Annotated in this window: 18 protein-coding genes; 9 read left to right on the forward strand and 9 right to left on the reverse strand. The window is 48.6% G+C overall.

Annotation, left to right across the window (positions count from 1 at the left end; translation table 11 throughout):
* Window positions 1-24: 24 nt before the first annotated feature.
* The 9 genes from M1D90_RS03765 to M1D90_RS03805 all read left to right on the forward strand — a co-directional run bounded on the left by M1D90_RS03765 (window position 25) and on the right by M1D90_RS03805 (window position 7,935).
* Window positions 25-414: a sensory rhodopsin transducer gene (locus tag M1D90_RS03765; protein WP_096748472.1), complete on the forward strand. Its 390-nt coding sequence runs from the start codon at window positions 25-27 to the stop codon at window positions 412-414.
* Window positions 407-1,627, forward strand: coding sequence for an L-rhamnose isomerase (rhaI, locus tag M1D90_RS03770; protein ID WP_456283477.1), 1,221 nt, complete (start codon window positions 407-409; stop codon window positions 1,625-1,627). Before M1D90_RS03765 ends, rhaI begins: the two co-directional genes overlap by 8 nt.
* Complete coding sequence (locus M1D90_RS03775) at window positions 1,624-3,105, forward strand: rhamnulokinase (protein ID WP_023856288.1); 1,482 nt, start codon at window positions 1,624-1,626, stop codon at window positions 3,103-3,105. Before rhaI ends, M1D90_RS03775 begins: the two co-directional genes overlap by 4 nt.
* A gap of 79 nt (window positions 3,106-3,184) precedes the next feature.
* Entirely contained in the window at window positions 3,185-3,946 is a 762-nt protein-coding gene (locus M1D90_RS03780; RefSeq protein ID WP_456283146.1) for a DeoR/GlpR family DNA-binding transcription regulator, read from the forward strand.
* Between the two features lie 85 nt (window positions 3,947-4,031).
* Complete coding sequence (locus tag M1D90_RS03785) at window positions 4,032-4,583, forward strand: DJ-1/PfpI family protein (RefSeq protein ID WP_003185255.1); 552 nt, start codon at window positions 4,032-4,034, stop codon at window positions 4,581-4,583.
* Between the two features lie 124 nt (window positions 4,584-4,707).
* Window positions 4,708-5,013 carry a copper-sensing transcriptional repressor CsoR gene (gene csoR, locus M1D90_RS03790; RefSeq protein WP_020452956.1) on the forward strand — a complete coding sequence of 102 codons (306 nt, stop codon included), beginning with the start codon at window positions 4,708-4,710 and terminating at the stop codon, window positions 5,011-5,013.
* 94 nt (window positions 5,014-5,107) lie between these two features.
* Window positions 5,108-5,317, forward strand: a complete 210-nt coding sequence (gene copZ, locus M1D90_RS03795) for a copper chaperone CopZ (protein ID WP_020452955.1) — start codon at window positions 5,108-5,110, stop codon at window positions 5,315-5,317.
* A 36-nt stretch (window positions 5,318-5,353) separates the two neighbouring features.
* Window positions 5,354-7,789, forward strand: coding sequence for a heavy metal translocating P-type ATPase (locus tag M1D90_RS03800; RefSeq protein ID WP_456283147.1), 2,436 nt, complete (start codon window positions 5,354-5,356; stop codon window positions 7,787-7,789).
* Window positions 7,786-7,935, forward strand: a complete 150-nt coding sequence (locus tag M1D90_RS03805) for a hypothetical protein (RefSeq protein ID WP_023856286.1) — start codon at window positions 7,786-7,788, stop codon at window positions 7,933-7,935. Before M1D90_RS03800 ends, M1D90_RS03805 begins: the two co-directional genes overlap by 4 nt.
* Before the next feature lie 41 nt (window positions 7,936-7,976).
* Here the strand turns inward: M1D90_RS03805 and M1D90_RS03810 are convergent, their stop codons facing one another.
* From M1D90_RS03810 to M1D90_RS03850, 9 genes are all read right to left on the reverse strand, one after another.
* Window positions 7,977-8,828 (reverse strand): tagatose bisphosphate family class II aldolase, encoded by an 852-nt coding sequence (locus M1D90_RS03810; RefSeq protein ID WP_023856284.1) that lies wholly within the window; start codon window positions 8,826-8,828, stop codon window positions 7,977-7,979.
* 25 nt (window positions 8,829-8,853) lie between these two features.
* Window positions 8,854-9,312, reverse strand: a complete 459-nt coding sequence (locus tag M1D90_RS03815; protein ID WP_023856283.1) for a PTS sugar transporter subunit IIA — start codon at window positions 9,310-9,312, stop codon at window positions 8,854-8,856.
* A 6-nt stretch (window positions 9,313-9,318) separates the two neighbouring features.
* Entirely contained in the window at window positions 9,319-10,719 is a 1,401-nt protein-coding gene (locus M1D90_RS03820) for a PTS fructose transporter subunit IIC (RefSeq protein WP_026580109.1), read from the reverse strand.
* A 13-nt stretch (window positions 10,720-10,732) separates the two neighbouring features.
* Window positions 10,733-11,647: a 1-phosphofructokinase gene (pfkB, locus tag M1D90_RS03825; RefSeq protein ID WP_023856281.1), complete on the reverse strand. Its 915-nt coding sequence runs from the start codon at window positions 11,645-11,647 to the stop codon at window positions 10,733-10,735.
* 83 nt (window positions 11,648-11,730) lie between these two features.
* Window positions 11,731-12,510, reverse strand: coding sequence for a MurR/RpiR family transcriptional regulator (locus tag M1D90_RS03830; protein WP_003185233.1), 780 nt, complete (start codon window positions 12,508-12,510; stop codon window positions 11,731-11,733).
* Window positions 12,511-12,619: 109 nt separating this feature from the next.
* Window positions 12,620-12,946 (reverse strand): four-helix bundle copper-binding protein, encoded by a 327-nt coding sequence (locus tag M1D90_RS03835; RefSeq protein WP_020452949.1) that lies wholly within the window; start codon window positions 12,944-12,946, stop codon window positions 12,620-12,622.
* Between the two features lie 104 nt (window positions 12,947-13,050).
* The gene (locus M1D90_RS03840) at window positions 13,051-13,980 is read right to left on the reverse strand and encodes a metal ABC transporter substrate-binding protein (protein ID WP_039073020.1); all 930 of its coding nucleotides are present in this window, start codon (window positions 13,978-13,980) and stop codon (window positions 13,051-13,053) included.
* A 28-nt stretch (window positions 13,981-14,008) separates the two neighbouring features.
* The gene (locus tag M1D90_RS03845) at window positions 14,009-14,866 is read right to left on the reverse strand and encodes a metal ABC transporter permease (RefSeq protein ID WP_020452947.1); all 858 of its coding nucleotides are present in this window, start codon (window positions 14,864-14,866) and stop codon (window positions 14,009-14,011) included.
* The gene (locus tag M1D90_RS03850) at window positions 14,866-15,609 is read right to left on the reverse strand and encodes a metal ABC transporter ATP-binding protein (RefSeq protein ID WP_075212680.1); all 744 of its coding nucleotides are present in this window, start codon (window positions 15,607-15,609) and stop codon (window positions 14,866-14,868) included. The genes M1D90_RS03845 and M1D90_RS03850 overlap by 1 nt, the downstream gene beginning before the upstream one ends.
* Between the last annotated feature and the right edge of the window lie 127 nt (window positions 15,610-15,736).

Consider the following 15,736-nt stretch of genomic DNA (forward strand, 5'->3'; position numbering starts at 1 on the left):
AGAAAACAAAGGGGGAAAAGGGAGATGAAGGGCGAGACCCACTGGATCATACCGGACGGTTTTATTCCTCCGGAAAGTTCCGGAAGCTTGACGAGCCATGAAGCCATCTGTGTTTTAAATTGCCATGAAGAAGACGCAAACCTTGCGATCACAGTATACTTTGAAGACCGTCCGCCGCTCGAAGGCATTCCCGAGACGGTTCAGGGCAAGAGAACGAAGCATATTCGCACAAGTTCTTTGCACCGAGCAGGAGAACGCATTCCTGAAAATGTTCCTTATGCGATCGAGATCGCAAGCGATGTACCTGTGATCGTCCAGTACAGCCGGCTGGACACAACCCAGCCGGAACTTGCGTTAATGTCAACCATGGCATATCCGTTAAAAACAAGGGGGATGAGTGTACATGATGAATGACCGGGCTTACGCTTTATTTGAAGAACAGCAGAAAGACAGAGGCATCAGCCTTTCTGAAGTAAAGGAAAAATTGAAAGCGCTTAAAATCGAGACGCCTTCATGGGGATACGGGGACTCGGGCACGCGCTTCAAAGTGTTTCAGCAAGAGGGCGTACCGAGGGATCCGTTTGAAAAAATGGAAGATGCATCAGTCGTTCACAAATTAACCGGAACTTGTCCTTCCGTCGCCATCCATATTCCGTGGGATCAAGTTGATGATTACGGAAAGCTGAAAGCGCACGCCGAGGAGCTTGGCCTTGCCATCGGTGCCGTGAATCCGAACTTGTTCCAGGACGATGACTACAAATTCGGAAGCGTCACAAACGTTAAAGCCGACATTCGCCAAAAAGCGACTGAGCAATTGCTCGAATGCGTCGATATTGCAAAACAAACAGGCTCCAAGGAAATCAGCCTCTGGCTTGCCGACGGAACCAACTATCCCGGTCAGGGCGACATCAGAAAACGGAAAAATTGGATGTATGAGTGTCTGGCTGAAGTATACGAAGCGCTTGACGATGATATGCGGCTCTTGATTGAATACAAGTTTTTTGAGCCGGCATTTTATCATACAGACCTGGCGGATTGGGGGATGGCTTACAATTTGGCGCAAAAGCTCGGGCCGAAGGCTGAGGTGCTCGTCGACACCGGCCACCATCCCCAAGGGACGAACATCGAGCACATTGTCGCTTATTTGCTTGACGAAAAACGTCTCGGAGGCTTTCATTTCAACAGCCGCAAATACGCTGATGACGATTTGATCGCAGGCGCGCACAACCCGTACGAACTGTTTCTCATTTTTTATCAAATTTTGGACGCCTGCCGCGATTCCGACCCGAGTGTCCGGAAGACGGCCGAACATATTTCGTATATGCTTGATCAATGCCATTATCTCGAACCTAAAATCCCGGCTGTACTGCGCTCGGTCATGAATGTGCAGACTCAATTTGCAAAAGCGCTTTTGATCAACTTCGATGAAGTGAAGAAAGCGCAGGAAAATCATGACGTTCTTGCCGCAGAGGCTGCGATCCGCGAAGCATTTGAAATTGACGTCAAACCGCTCCTTTACGCCGTGCGGGAGGAAATGAACGTCCCGCCTGATCCGCTCAAAGCTTATGCGGAAAGCGGGTATGCGGAGAAAATACTGGCACGCGGCAAAGGCGGTGCAAGCTGGTGACGATTCTCGCTTTTGATCTTGGTGCGTCGAGCGGCAGAGCTTATGCAGGTCATGTGGACGGCGGTCTGATCAAAGCGGAGGAAATTCACCGTTTTCCAAATCAGCCCGTTCAGGCGGGAAAACACCTTTATTGGGACATTCTCAGGCTTTATCATGAAATCAAAAAAGGCATTTTAAAGGCGAAAAACGGCTGCGGACGAATCAGCTGTATCGGAATCGATTCTTGGGCGGTTGATGTCGGCTTTCTCGATCGTAACGGAGAGCTGTTGGGGAACCCTTATCATTACCGAGACCCTTACACGGACGGAATGATGATGGAGGTGCTGAATGAAATCGGAAAAGAAGAGCTGTTTTCAAGAACCGGTATTCAACTTTTGCCGTTCAACACCATCTTTCAGCTCCGGGCGCTGAAAAAAGCGAATTCTCCGCTGTTGGAACACGCGGAAACGCTTTTAATGATTCCTGATTTGCTGCGCTATTTTTTAACGGGCGAGAAAAAAAGCGAGTTTACAAATGCGACGACAACTCAGCTGTTCAACCCGAAAACGTCAGATTGGGATTGGGAGCTCATCAGCCTTATGGGACTCCCGGCCAATATTTTTCCGAAGGATATAGCAAAACCAGGAAGCGAAGCGGGGAGGCTGTCACAATCAGTGTGCAGCGAATTGTCGGTGCCTGCCGTACCGGTCATTGCCGTCGGCGAACATGACACGGCTTCTGCAGTTGTCGGCGTTCCCGCTGAAACGGAAGACTTTGCATATTTGATTTGCGGCACCTGGTCGCTGATTGGAACTGAACTTGACACTCCGCTGATGTCAAAACAGGCGCTCGATTGGAATTTTACAAATGAGGGCGGTGCCGGCGGTACATTCCGCTTTTTAAAAAACATTATGGGATTGTGGCTGTTCCAGCGCTGTCAGGCGGATTGGGAAAAAGACGGGATCAGCTATTCGAGCGCCGAGCTTGTCAAACTTGCCGGACAGTCGGAAGCATTCAGGTCGGCGGTTGACCCGGATGACCCGATGTTTCTTAATCCCGTGCATATGCCTGAGGCGATCAGGGAGTATTGCCGTGCAACTGGGCAGCACGTGCCGGAAACGCCCGGACAGATGATCCGCTGCGTGCTGGAAAGCCTTGCGTTTAAATACCGGTTTACGCTTGAACGGATTGAAACATTGACAGGAAAAGAATATGACGGACTTCACATGGCGGGCGGAGGGATTCGAAATGAACTGCTGTGCCAATACACGGCGAATGTACTGGCCAGAAATGTATGGGCCGGACCGTCAGAGGCGAGCGCCATCGGCAACATTGCCGTACAGGCCATCGCACTCGACATGTTTTGGGATATTCAAAGCGCCCGAAAAGCGATCAGGACTTCCTTCCCTCAAAAAACGTATGTACCGGAAGATACAGAAGCGTGGGAGGCGGCATACCGCCGCTATACAAGTCAGATTCTCGGCGCCGCTTCCCGCTGAAAACATTTCCTGTATCGGCGCTGATGCGCTATCATGAAAGTAACAGTGACTTTTACCAAAAAAGGAAGGAAGTAAACGGATGCTTGTAGCTGAAAGACACCAAAAAATCGTCGAGCTTGTCAATCTGCGCTCGAGCGTACGCGTCACAGAACTGAGCGAGCTTTTTTCCGTCACGGAAGAAACGATCAGGCGCGATCTGGAAAAGCTTGAGAAGGAAAATAAGCTGAAAAGAAGTCATGGCGGCGCTGTCAGCGTACAGACCGAAGAAGCGGAGGTGCATTTTCGCGAGCGCGAAATTACAAACGTAAACGAAAAAAAGATGATTGCATTTGAAGCCGTTAAGCACGTGAAAAGCGGGGAACGAATAATTCTTGATGCCAGCACGACGGCATGGTACATGGCAAAAGCGCTTGAAAACATCCCGCTGACCGTCATCACCAATTCAGTCAGAGTCGCGATTGAACTCAGCAAAAAAGAAAAGGTGACGGTCATTTCAACCGGCGGGATGCTGCTGCCGCAATCGATGTCATATGTCGGTCCTTTGGCTGAGCGCTCCCTTGATATGTATCACGTCAACAAAACATTTCTGTCTTGCAAAGGCGTCGACCCTGCGAGCGGTTTGAGCGATTCAAACGAAATGCAGGCGCTGTTGAAAAAACGGATGATCGAGATTGCGGACGAAACGATCTTGATGGCGGACAGCAGCAAATTCGGGACCCGTGCTTTCTCGCAAATCGACCGCCTTCATAACGGATACAGGATCATCACAGATTCAGGAATTGACAATGCAAACCTTGCCCTCTTGAAAGACATTACAGAGACCATCACGATCGTCGGCTGAAACCAAGCTTTTCAAGCACTTGATTTTAAAATCAGGCGCAAATGGGATAAAATAGAAGAGTAAAAAAGGAAAGGAGATGTTTTTGATGGCGAAAAAGATTTTGATCGTAACGGGCGACGCAGTTGAAGCGCTGGAAGTGTATTATCCTTATTACCGCTGTCTTGAAGAGGGCTATGAAACGACGATCGCCGCACCGAAAAAGAAAAAGATTCATACGGTTGTTCATGACTTTCTGGATTGGGATACATACACCGAAAAGCCGGGCTATTTAATTGACGCGCATGCTTCATTTGATGAGATTGATCCGTCCGAATACGACGGTATCATCATTCCGGGCGGACGCGCGCCGGAATTTATCCGGATGTACGATTCCCTGCTGAAAATTGTTGCTCATTTCTTTGAGGAAAATAAACCGGTCGGCGCGATTTGTCACGCGAGCCTGATTTTCACAAGCCTGAGAGAACATCTGAAAGGTCGGGAGCTGACGGCTTACATCGCCTGCAAACCGGAAGTCGAAGCAGCGGGCGCGACTTATGTAGAGGAGAAGCTTCATGTCGACGCCAATCTGGTCTCAGGCCATGACTGGTCCAATCTGCCGGAGTTTATGAGAGAATTTTTTAAAGCGTTAAACAAATAATATGCAGGGACGACCCCGCAGAAAATTGGGGTTGTCTCTTTTTTTTAGACATGTTTCGCTTCGCATTTTATAATGGTACAAACGGGTAACTTGGACAAAATATAATGGAAAGAGAGGTGCTCCGATGTCAGCAGATCATCATGAACACACATTAAATCCCAAAAGTTCTAAAGGAAAAGAACAAATCACAAACCGTTTAAAGCGGATTGAAGGGCAGGTCAGAGGCATTCAAAACATGATCGAAAATGACCGCTACTGCGTCGATATTCTTGTTCAAATCTCAGCTGTGCAAGCCGCGATGCAAAAGGTGGCTTTCAGCCTGCTTGAAGATCATACCCACCATTGTGTCGCAAACGCGATTAAAAGCGGTGAAGGCGAAGAGGCCATCGAGGAGCTGCTTGATGTGTTTAAGCGTTTTTCAAAGTCGTGAACGAAAAAAGGGAAAATCGTTTTCTTGAAATACCCTACAGGGGTATGGTAATATAAAACCGATCAATATCATCAAACCATAGGAGGTTTTCAATATGGAACAAAAAACACTGAAAGTCGAAGGCATGTCTTGCAACCACTGTGTTCAGGCAGTAGAAGGAAACGTCGGAAAGCTTGGCGGAGTAGAGTCCGTTAAAGTGAATTTAAGCGAGGGCAAGGTCGAAGTTTCGTTTGATTCAGGCAAAGTATCGCTGAAAGAAATCATCGATACGATCGAAGATCAGGGGTATGATGTCGCAGGCTAATATATACCTATAAGGGGTATATAAGGAGTGAAGGATATGGACGGACAAAAAGAAGCCACCCTCCAAATCTCTGGCATGACCTGCGCCGCCTGTGCGGCGCGGATCGAGAAAGGGTTGAAAAGGCTTGACGGCGTTCAGGACGCAAATGTGAACTTGGCGCTGGAAAAATCAAAAATCGTTTATGATCCGGGGCAAATCGAAGTCGGACAGCTGGCTGAAAAAGTCGAATCGCTCGGCTATCAAGTTCCAGCGGAAAAAGCCGAATTCGCAATTTCCGGCATGACGTGTGCGGCTTGCGCCAACCGGGTTGAAAAGCGCCTCAACAAGCTGCCGGGCGTCAAAAACGCCGCCGTCAACTTTGCCATAGAGACTGCGGCAGTCGACTATCATACCGGTGCGGTTTCGCCGGAGGAAATGATTGAAGCCGTTGAAAAGCTCGGCTACAAACTCGAGCTGAAAAAAGACCAAACTGCGGATGGAGCGGCGGAACAAAGAGAAAAAGGCATTCAGCGTCAAACCGGCAAGTTTATTTTTTCGGCCATTTTATCTTTTCCGCTGCTCTGGGCAATGGTCAGCCATTTCAAATTCACGTCATTTATATGGCTGCCGGGAATGTTCATGGATCCCTGGGTTCAGTTCGCGTTGGCGACACCGGTTCAGTTTATCGTCGGGAAACAGTTTTACACAGGGGCTTATAAAGCGCTTCGGAACAAAAGCGCGAACATGGATGTGCTCGTCGCTCTCGGCACGTCTGCCGCGTATTTCTACAGCTTGTATTTAAGCATTGAAAGCCTCGGCACGAACCGGCATCCGGACGGACTTTATTATGAAACAAGCGCCATCCTCTTAACCTTGATCATTTTAGGAAAGCTGTTTGAAGCGAAAGCGAAAGGGCGCTCATCCGAAGCGATCAAAAAGCTGATGGGGCTGCAGGCAAAGACGGCGACCGTCGTCAGAAACGGCGAAGAGATGACCGTGCCGATTGAAAACGTATTGGCAGGCGACATCATGTACGTGAAGCCCGGTGAAAAAGTACCGGCAGACGGAGAGATTGTCGAAGGACGTTCTGCGCTGGATGAATCAATGATCACCGGTGAAAGCATCCCTGTTGACAAGACGGTTGGAGATCCGGTTATCGGTGCTACAATCAATAAAAATGGATTTTTAAAAGTAAGAGCAGAAAAAGTAGGCAAAGATACTGCGCTGGCGCAGATTATAAAAGTCGTGGAAGAGGCGCAAGGTTCAAAAGCTCCGATTCAACGGCTCGCAGACCGGATTTCCGGGGTTTTTGTGCCGATTGTCGTGGCGATCGCAGTCATCACATTTTTCGTCTGGTATTTGGCGGTTAGCCCCGGTGAATTCGGCACGGCGCTGGAAAAGCTGATTGCGGTGCTTGTGATCGCATGTCCGTGTGCGCTCGGTTTGGCAACACCGACTTCGATCATGGCCGGATCGGGCCGTGCGGCTGAATTCGGAATTTTATTCAAAGGCGGCGAACATTTGGAGACGGCTCACCGCTTGGAGACGATCGTGCTTGACAAGACGGGGACGGTCACAAATGGAAAGCCTCAGCTCACAGATGTGCGCACTGAACCATGGATCGATGAAACATCGTTTCTCAAGCTTATCGGTGCTGCGGAAAAAAACTCTGAACATCCGCTTGCTGAAGCCATTGTCGAAGGCGTTAAAAAGAGAGAGATAGAACCGGCCTCCGCAGACAGCTTTGAAGCGATACCCGGTTATGGTATCGAAGCCGCAGTCAATGAAAAACGGATTTTGATCGGCACAAGACGGCTGATGGAAAGCCGTGATATTGACATTCAAGAGGCGCACAGCGAAATGGAGAAGTTTGAAACACAAGGAAAGACAGCGATGCTTGCCGCCATCGACGGTCGGTTTGCCGGGCTGATCGCCGTCGCCGATACGATAAAAGACACGTCGAAGAGAGCGGTGAAAAGGCTGCATGATATGGGGCTTGAAGTCGTCATGATCACCGGAGACAACCGGCGGACGGCAGAAGCGATTGCTGCTGAAGCCGGCATTCAGCATGTCATTGCAGAAGTCCTGCCTGAAGGAAAAGCAGATGAAGTGAAGAAAATCCAGGCAAAAGGCAAAAACGTCGCGATGGTCGGCGACGGCATCAATGATGCGCCGGCACTGGCGGCAGCCGATACCGGAATGGCGATCGGAACGGGGACTGACGTCGCCATGGAAGCCGCCGATATCACCTTGATCCGCGGCGATTTAAACAGCATCGCCGATGCGATCCTCATGAGCAGGCTGACGATCAAAAACATTAAACAAAACCTTTTCTGGGCGTTTGCCTACAACAGCATCGGCATTCCGTTCGCGGCCGTCGGGCTTTTGGCCCCGTGGATCGCAGGTGCCGCGATGGCGTTCAGTTCGGTCTCGGTCGTTCTGAATGCACTCAGGCTGCAAAAGGTGAAGCTTGATTGGAGGAATCCGTCTTGAAGGATAAAACAGTGCTCGTTTGGACGGTTTCGGCGGTTGTTTATGTAGGAATTGTCATGCTCGTATACAGCATATTGGCCGCTCAGGAACCGATACCCGATGAAAAGCCTCATGACGGTCATGCTTTAGAAGAGCATGCCAAATGATTTGAAAAAGCCGGATGTTAAAGAACATCCGGCTTTTTGCATTAGTATCTGTTATTGCTCATACACATCAAAATCTTTTCCTGAACGATTTCTTTCATGGCTTCTTTGGCGGGGGTCATATATTTTCTTGGATCGCTTGCATCAGTGTGTTCATGCAGATAACGGCGCAGTTTATCTGAAAAAGGAATTTTTAATTCAGTCGCGATATTTACTTTTGCACAGCCGAGCTTGATGCACTTTCTTACATCTTCTTGCGGAATTCCTGAGGCGCCGTGCAGGACAAGCGGAACTGAAACCCGTTTTTGAATCGCGGCCAGCCGGTCAAAATCGATATTGGGTTCTTTTGAGTAAAGCCCGTGGGCTGTACCGATTGCCACCGCAAGCGAATCGATTCCGGTTTTCTCGACGAACTCTTTTGCTGCATCCGGATCGGTGTAATAAGCGTCGGCTTCATCCACGATTAAATCATCTTCCTGTCCGCCGAGCCTTCCGAGCTCGGCTTCTACAGTGGCATCTTTTTGCCGGGCATATTGTACGACGCTCGCTACAATTGCGGTATTTTCGGCAAATGGATGGTGCGAAGCATCAATCATCACCGATTTTGTCCCTAATGATAAAGACTCGCGAATATCATCAATCTCTTCATGATGATCGAGATGGAGGGCGACCGGGATTGAACAGCGCGCTGCGGCCGTTTCTGCAATCGCTTGAATATAGTCGCGGCCTGCATAGCTGAAGGTTCCGGGAGTAGCCGCAAGAATCACGGGGGACCTTAGGGCTTCAGCCGCTTCTGTCACGGCTTGCACGGTTTCCAGGTTGTGAATGTTAAAGGCCGGTACCGCATAGCCGTTTGTCTGTGCGTCCAACAGCATTTTCTTCGTATTTGTCAGCATATCGATTCCTTCTTTCTGATCAAAATTAGGATATATAGCTCGAAAAGGTGTTCAGAATGTCGTCAGGACTCGAGGCTTTAATCAGCTGCTGCCTCGCATCTTCGTGAACAAGCATGCGAGACACCGATGATAATAGATTGAGATGTGTGCTGCCTGCCTCGGCATCTGGTATCAATAAAGCAATGATAAATGTGACAGGGTTTTGATCAAGCGCGTTCCATTCGATGCCCATCTGGTTTTGAATGATGATGACAGATGCTTCTGTGATGTCCTTCAGTTTTGCATGGGGAATGGCAAAGCCTTCAATGAAGCCGGTCGTACTTTCAGCCTCTCTTTGTGCCAATCCGTGTATGACCGCTTGTTTTGTTTGGGCGGCTCCCGATTCATATGCGACCTGAGCCACCCGGTCAAATGCTTCCGCTTGGGAAGATAACGTTTCTTGAAGATAGATGTGCTCTTTTTTGATTAAAGCTGTTGTGCCCATGTTTGATCAGCCTTTCTGTTTTTCATATGTCCGTTTTTGATAAAAACCGTATAAGAAGGCGCCGATAAGCGATCCGATGATAATCGACAACACCCATTGAAAGGCTCCTGTGACAACGGGAAGTACAAGGAATCCGCCGTGCGGGGCAGGTACTTGAACTGCGAATGAGTATGTTAATATCGCCGATATCGAAGAGCCGATCATCAAAATCGGAATGACAGGGATCGGTTTTTTTGCGGCGAACGGGATAGCACCTTCGGTAATATGAGTGGCGCCGAGAATAAAATTGACAAGCCCTGCATTTCGGTCCTGCTGGCTGAAATATTTGCGGAAAAGCAAAGTGGCAAACGCAATGACAAGCGGCGGTGTGATGCACGCGGCGGAAACGCCTGCCATGAAATATTGGTTCCCTTCAGCGAGAAGAGCAGTGCCGGTGACATAAGCGGCTTTATTGACCGGACCGCCCATGTCAAATGCGCTCATACAGCCGATAATTAAGCCGAGAATGACGGGATTCGCTCCTTGAAAATCGGCTAAAAAGTCCTTCATCCCTTCATTGATGGCCGTCATCGGCTCCACGAGGAAAAACATGACCGCACCGATCAGAAAAATGCCGATAACCGGATAAAGAAAAATTGCTTTTAGCCCTTCAAGGGATTGAGGCATTTTTTTAAGTGCATACGAGAGACCGTAAATGATCAGTCCCGCCAAAAAACCGGATACGATGCCGCCCAGAAAACCCGCTCCCCCCGTGCTGGCGATCATGCCGCCGATAAACCCGACAATCAGGCCGGGACGTTTGGCCATTGAAGCGGCGATATAAGCGGATAAAATCGGAACCATCAGCTGGAAGCCGAATGCGCCCGTTTTATTCAGCAATTCGGCAAAAGCGTTGTAGCTTGGATGTTCAGGATCTGCTGAATGGATGCCGAATAAAAAGGAAAGTGCAATTAAAACCCCTCCGCCGACGACAAATGGGAGCATGTGGGAAACCCCGTTCATCAAATGTTTATATATTTTACGGCCGATGGAAGCGGCTTCGCCTGTTTGGAGTTCATCCTCTGTTTTTGCCGCTGTTTGTTCGCGGTAAATCGGCGCTTCGCCGTTCAGCAGCGCCCGAATTAAAGATTCCGCATCTCGGATGCCCCGCGCAACCGGGACGTCAAGGACGCGTTTGCCTGCAAAACGCTCGGCGCCTACATCTTTGTCAGCCGCGACAATGACTCCGTCGGCTTGTTTAATGTCCTCTGGCGATAGTTCGTTTTGAACTCCGATTTGTCCGTGTGTTTCGACTTTGATTTCTACACCCAGTTTGGCGGCGGCCTGTTTTAAGGCCTCTTCAGCCATAAATGTATGGGCAATGCCTGTTGGACAGCCGGTTGCCGCGATGATTTTGAACTTTTTCATAAGAAAACCCCCTTTATAAATGAGTGATTTGAATTTGTGAAGCTGTTTGATCGAGTTTGGACACATCTCCGAGGCCTTTCGAGAAAGCCGTCAAGGATCCGGCGGCAGAGGCGTGTCTGAGTGCTTCAGGAACAGAACAGCCCAGCTCCTGTTTTCCGACGAACACGGCAAGCATGGCATCGCCGGCACACGCGGTATTGACAACTTTGCCTTTGGCGGCTGTCGCTTTTAAGGTTCTTTGGCGGTCCAAATAAAGGGCGCCGTCTTTGCCGCGTGAGATGAGAACCCTTTGAGCGCCGCGATTGAGGAGCTCCTTTCCGTAGTGGATGATTTCTTCTTCAGACAGCGCTTTCTTCCGGCTGAAAAAAGCGGCAAGCTCCTGTTCATTCGGTTTAATCAGGTAAGGATGGTATGAAAGACAATCTAATAGGACGGGAGAGCTGATATCCAAGATCAACTTCAGTTTGTTTTCGGCGGCAATCTCGGAAAGCGAAAGGTACATGTCATCTGGGACTCCTCTCGGAAGACTGCCTGAAACAAATAAAAAGCGGCCGGACGGAATTTGACGGATTTTGTTGATCAGCTCCTGTTTTCGGCCTTCAGATATGAGCGGACCTTTGTTTACGATTTTGAATTCCCGGGTGGCATTAATAAAAATATTAATCCGTGAGATGCCTTCGACTTCGACAAAGTCTGTGACGATTTTTTCATTCAGCAGTTCATTTTCAATAAAACGCCCGGTAAATCCGCCTGTAAATCCAAGCGCGGTATTGTTAAGGCCGAGGCGCTTGAGCATAAAAGAAATATTGACACCTTTTCCGTTTGGCTGATAATCTTCATCTTTAGTGCGGTTGACGACATCGGGAAGCAGCTCGTCGGTTTCAACGAATAAGTCGACCGCGGTATTCATCGTGCATGTATAGATCATGCTGTATCCCCCCTTTATCTGTGGCTTCACAGACATTATGTCACAGATAAAAGGGGGGATGTTTACAGGTTGTGTAAAGGTTTTCAGCTATGAGCGGTGCGGATGACGTATGAGTCCAGCATGATGCGGGAGAGGACTTGCAGAGGGAGGCGCGAGCGGACTTCATAATCGGGAAAAAATGATTGTTCACCTTTAAACCCGACTAGTACGATCTCTGATAATTTCGCAAGACGCGAATCGATCCTTGTTGTTAATGTAATAGTGGAAATGGCTTGCAATTTGAAATTTTGCGCGGCTTCAACAAGCTCCTCTGTCTCGCCGTTCAGGGAAACAAAAAGGCCGAGGTCTTTTTTTGCCAGTGTTTTTGACTTGCCTCTGATAATATTCGGGTCGCTGTGCATCTCGCAGTTTTTGCCGAGTAGCTGAAGCTTGATCGTCATCTCAGTCCCAATCATTTCAGACAATCCCCTTGCGAAAATGTAAACTTTTTCGGCATTGCTGATTTTTTGAATGGCATCTTCGATCAACCCGATATCAAGCATTTTAATCGTATCCAGAACTTCTCTTTCATTCTTGAGCACGGCCTGTTTAATTTGGCTGTCGATATCATCCATCAGCGGAGCGTGGCCGAGGTGGTGTTTTTCTTTTAATGCGTACTTAAAAGAAGTGTAGCCGTCATAACCGAGCTTTTTCATTAACCTGACAATCGTGGCTGTTGAAACATTTGCATCCTCGCTTAATTTTACAATCGATAAAGTGGCGATGACATCTAAGTGCTGATAAATGTACTCGAGCAAATGCCGTTCTGAATCGCTGAGCGACTGATATGTGTCAGAAGTCATTTGAAACACGCTGTCTTTCATATTAAAACCCCCTTTTATAGTCATATTGTATCAGTTTAGCAAGGGGGGAGGAGAAAAAATAAACGTTTCCGACCTAAAAATATCCGGCCCGAGAGCCGGATATTTCAAGTTAAGAAGCGATTTTTCTGCATGCTTCCGCACATGCAAAGCAGCTTTCAGCGCAAAGCTGGCAGTGGTCATGCTTGTGCAGGCTGCATTCATTGCCGCAAGCTTCGCAAACCTTTGCGCAAAGCTGGCAAATGTCTTCGGCATACGGGCTGTTGCGCGTCATGGCTTGAAGTGCGAATCCGCACATCTCAGCGCATTCCCGGTCAAGTCGGATGCATTCGGCCATCATCCCCGCGTCTTCTTCCATCAGACATTTGTCAAAGCAGTGATTGCAGGCTTCAAGGCATTCCCGGCAGGCTTTGATGCATTCCTCGTATACAGATTTCACGAAATACACTCCTTTTTTCTGCGTTTTCCCTTCGTTGTACCCTGCTTTAAAATCGGGAAAACATGCGAAAAAAACTGCTGTACAGGATGTACAGCAGTTTTTGGTTATTCGGCGAGACCTTGATGGATCCGGTCAAGGTTTTCTTTCATCATCTTATAATAGGAATCTCCCGCTTCACCGGGCTTTCCGATCGAATCGGTGAAGACTTTTGCTTTAATCGGCACGCCCGTTTCCGCTGACAGGCTTTCCATGCTCCGCGGGTCAACGCTTGTCTCCACGAATAAGGCCGGAACTTCCTTTTTCTTCACCGTGTCGACGATTTTTTTCATCTGACCGGGAGTTCCTTCATTTTCGGTATTGATTTCCCAAATATACTGCGCGTCGACGCCGTAGGCCGAAGCGAAATATTTAAAAGCTCCTTCGCTTGTTACAAGGACGCGGCGCTCTTTCGGTATATCTTTAAAGCGGTTCACCGCTTCATTATGAAGCTTTTGCAGCTTGCCGATATAGGCTTCAGCGTTTTTCTCGTAATCTTCTTTATGGTCGGGATCGTTTTTGATCAGCGCATCTCTCGCGTTTTTGGCATATTGAATCCCGTTTTCTATATCGAGCCATGCATGGGGATCTTCTTCCGATTCTTTACCTTTGGCAGTGAGATGCTTTGGCTTGACCCCTTTGCTCAGCTTGTAGACAGGGGCGTCATCGCCGTCTTTTTCAGCTGTTTCCAGCAGCTTGTTAAACCAGCCGTTTCCTGTCTCCAAATTCAGGCCGTTGTAAAAGATGACATCGGCGTCCGTCGTTTTTTGCACGTCTTTTGGCAGCGGGTCGTATTCGTGCGGGTCTGTTCCAACAGGTACAATGCTGTATAAATCGATGTGATCTCCTCCGACTTGTTTGACGATGTCATAGAGAATGGAGTAGGTGGTGACGACCTTCAGCTTTCCGTTTTCTTCATTGCTGCTTTTCGATGAGCAGCCAGCGGCGAGAACAAGAATTAATGCCGCCGCAATGGCTAATGTTTGCTTCCATTTCATGTTTTGTGTTCCCCCTTTATATTGTGGATTATTGAAGTGCTGCCCGCTTTCTTCTTGATTTCAAAGCTCTCCAAAGCACGCCTTGTTTCGGTGAAAATGTAAAGGAAAGTCCGAACAAAATCGTAGCCACGAGCACGATCGCCGCTCCTGAGGAGAGGTTGTACGTATAGCTTAATCCAAGACCGACGACCGCTGACAAAGCGCCGAGGAAAGCGGACAAATAGATCATCACCCACAGCCGGTCCGTTAATAAATAAGCGGTTGCGGCAGGCGTGATCAGCATCGCGACGACGAGGATAATGCCGACGGTCTGAAGCGATGCGACCGTGACCATCGTTAAAAGCGTCATTAAAAAGTAGTGAATCAGCCGGTTCGGCAAGCCGTAGACGGCCGCCATCGTCGGGTCGAAAGAGGTGATGAGCAGCTCTTTGTAAAACAAAAAGACGGCGGTAAGAATCATGACTCCGATGACGAGCGTGATCCACATGTCGGATGAACGAACGGCCAGCACATTTCCGAATAAGATGTGGTACAGATCGCTTGAGCTTTTGACAAGCGTGATCAAAATGATCCCGACGGCGAAAAAGGCTGTGAAGACGATACCGATGGCCGAATCGTTTTTAATCCGGCTGTTTTGGCTGACATAGCCGATTCCGAGAGCCGTCAGGATGCCCGTAAAGACGGCGCCGAAGAAAAAATTGACGCCGAGCATATAAGAGATGGCGACGCCGGGAAGGACCGCGTGTGAAATCGCATCTCCCATCAGCGCCATTCCCCTGAGAATGATAAAGCAGCCGATGACGCCGCAAATGATGCCCACCATAATCGATGTGAACAGCGATTTTTGCAGAAACGAATATTCCATCAAACCATGGATAAATTCCATCACATTGCACCCCTTTTCGATTGCAGGAACGGAAGCTGAGATTCGTAGGCTTTCATCATCACGTCGGGATTGAGGATGTCGGAGACCGGGCCTTTTTGAATCAGCTCTTTGTTCAGCAAAATTAATTCATTGAAATAGCTGTCCGCTTTGCTCAAATCGTGATGGACGACAAGAACGGTCTTTCCTTCATCACGAAGTTCCTTTAAGATGCTGACGATCATTTCTTCACTCGTCACATCAATTCCGACGAACGGTTCGTCAAGACAGAACAGCTCTGCTTTTTGGGCGAGCGCCCGGGCGAGAAAAACGCGCTGCTGCTGCCCGCCTGACAGTTCACCGATCTGGCGCTTGGCGTATGCTTCCATCCCGACTTTTTCAAGACAGTGATATGCCCATTCTTTATCGCGTTTTTTCGGACGTCTGAAAAGGCCGAGTTCAGGATACGTGCCGAGGATGACGGTGTCGAGCACATTGATCGGGAACGTCCAATCCATATCATTCCGCTGCGGAACATAGGCGATTTGCTTGCGTACATGTTTGAGCGGTTTTCCGAGCAGACGGACGTCGCCTTTATCTTTTGGAATCAATTGGAGCATGGCTTTTAACAGTGTTGATTTTCCTGCGCCGTTCGGTCCGATAACGCCCGCCATCATTCCTTGATCAAGCGAGAAATTGATATTGCGAAGCGCTTCTGCGCCGTGATAAGAAACATATAAATCTTTTACAGTAATCGCGGGTTTCATAGGTTCATTAACCCCTTTCTATGTCTATATGAAAGTTAACCTGAATACAATATTTTTGTTGCGGTAATATTTTATTACCTTGTGACATTTTTTTTACCTAATGCAACTTTTGATTGAATTCTAATAT

The organism is Bacillus sp. JZ34 (assembly GCF_053903205.1).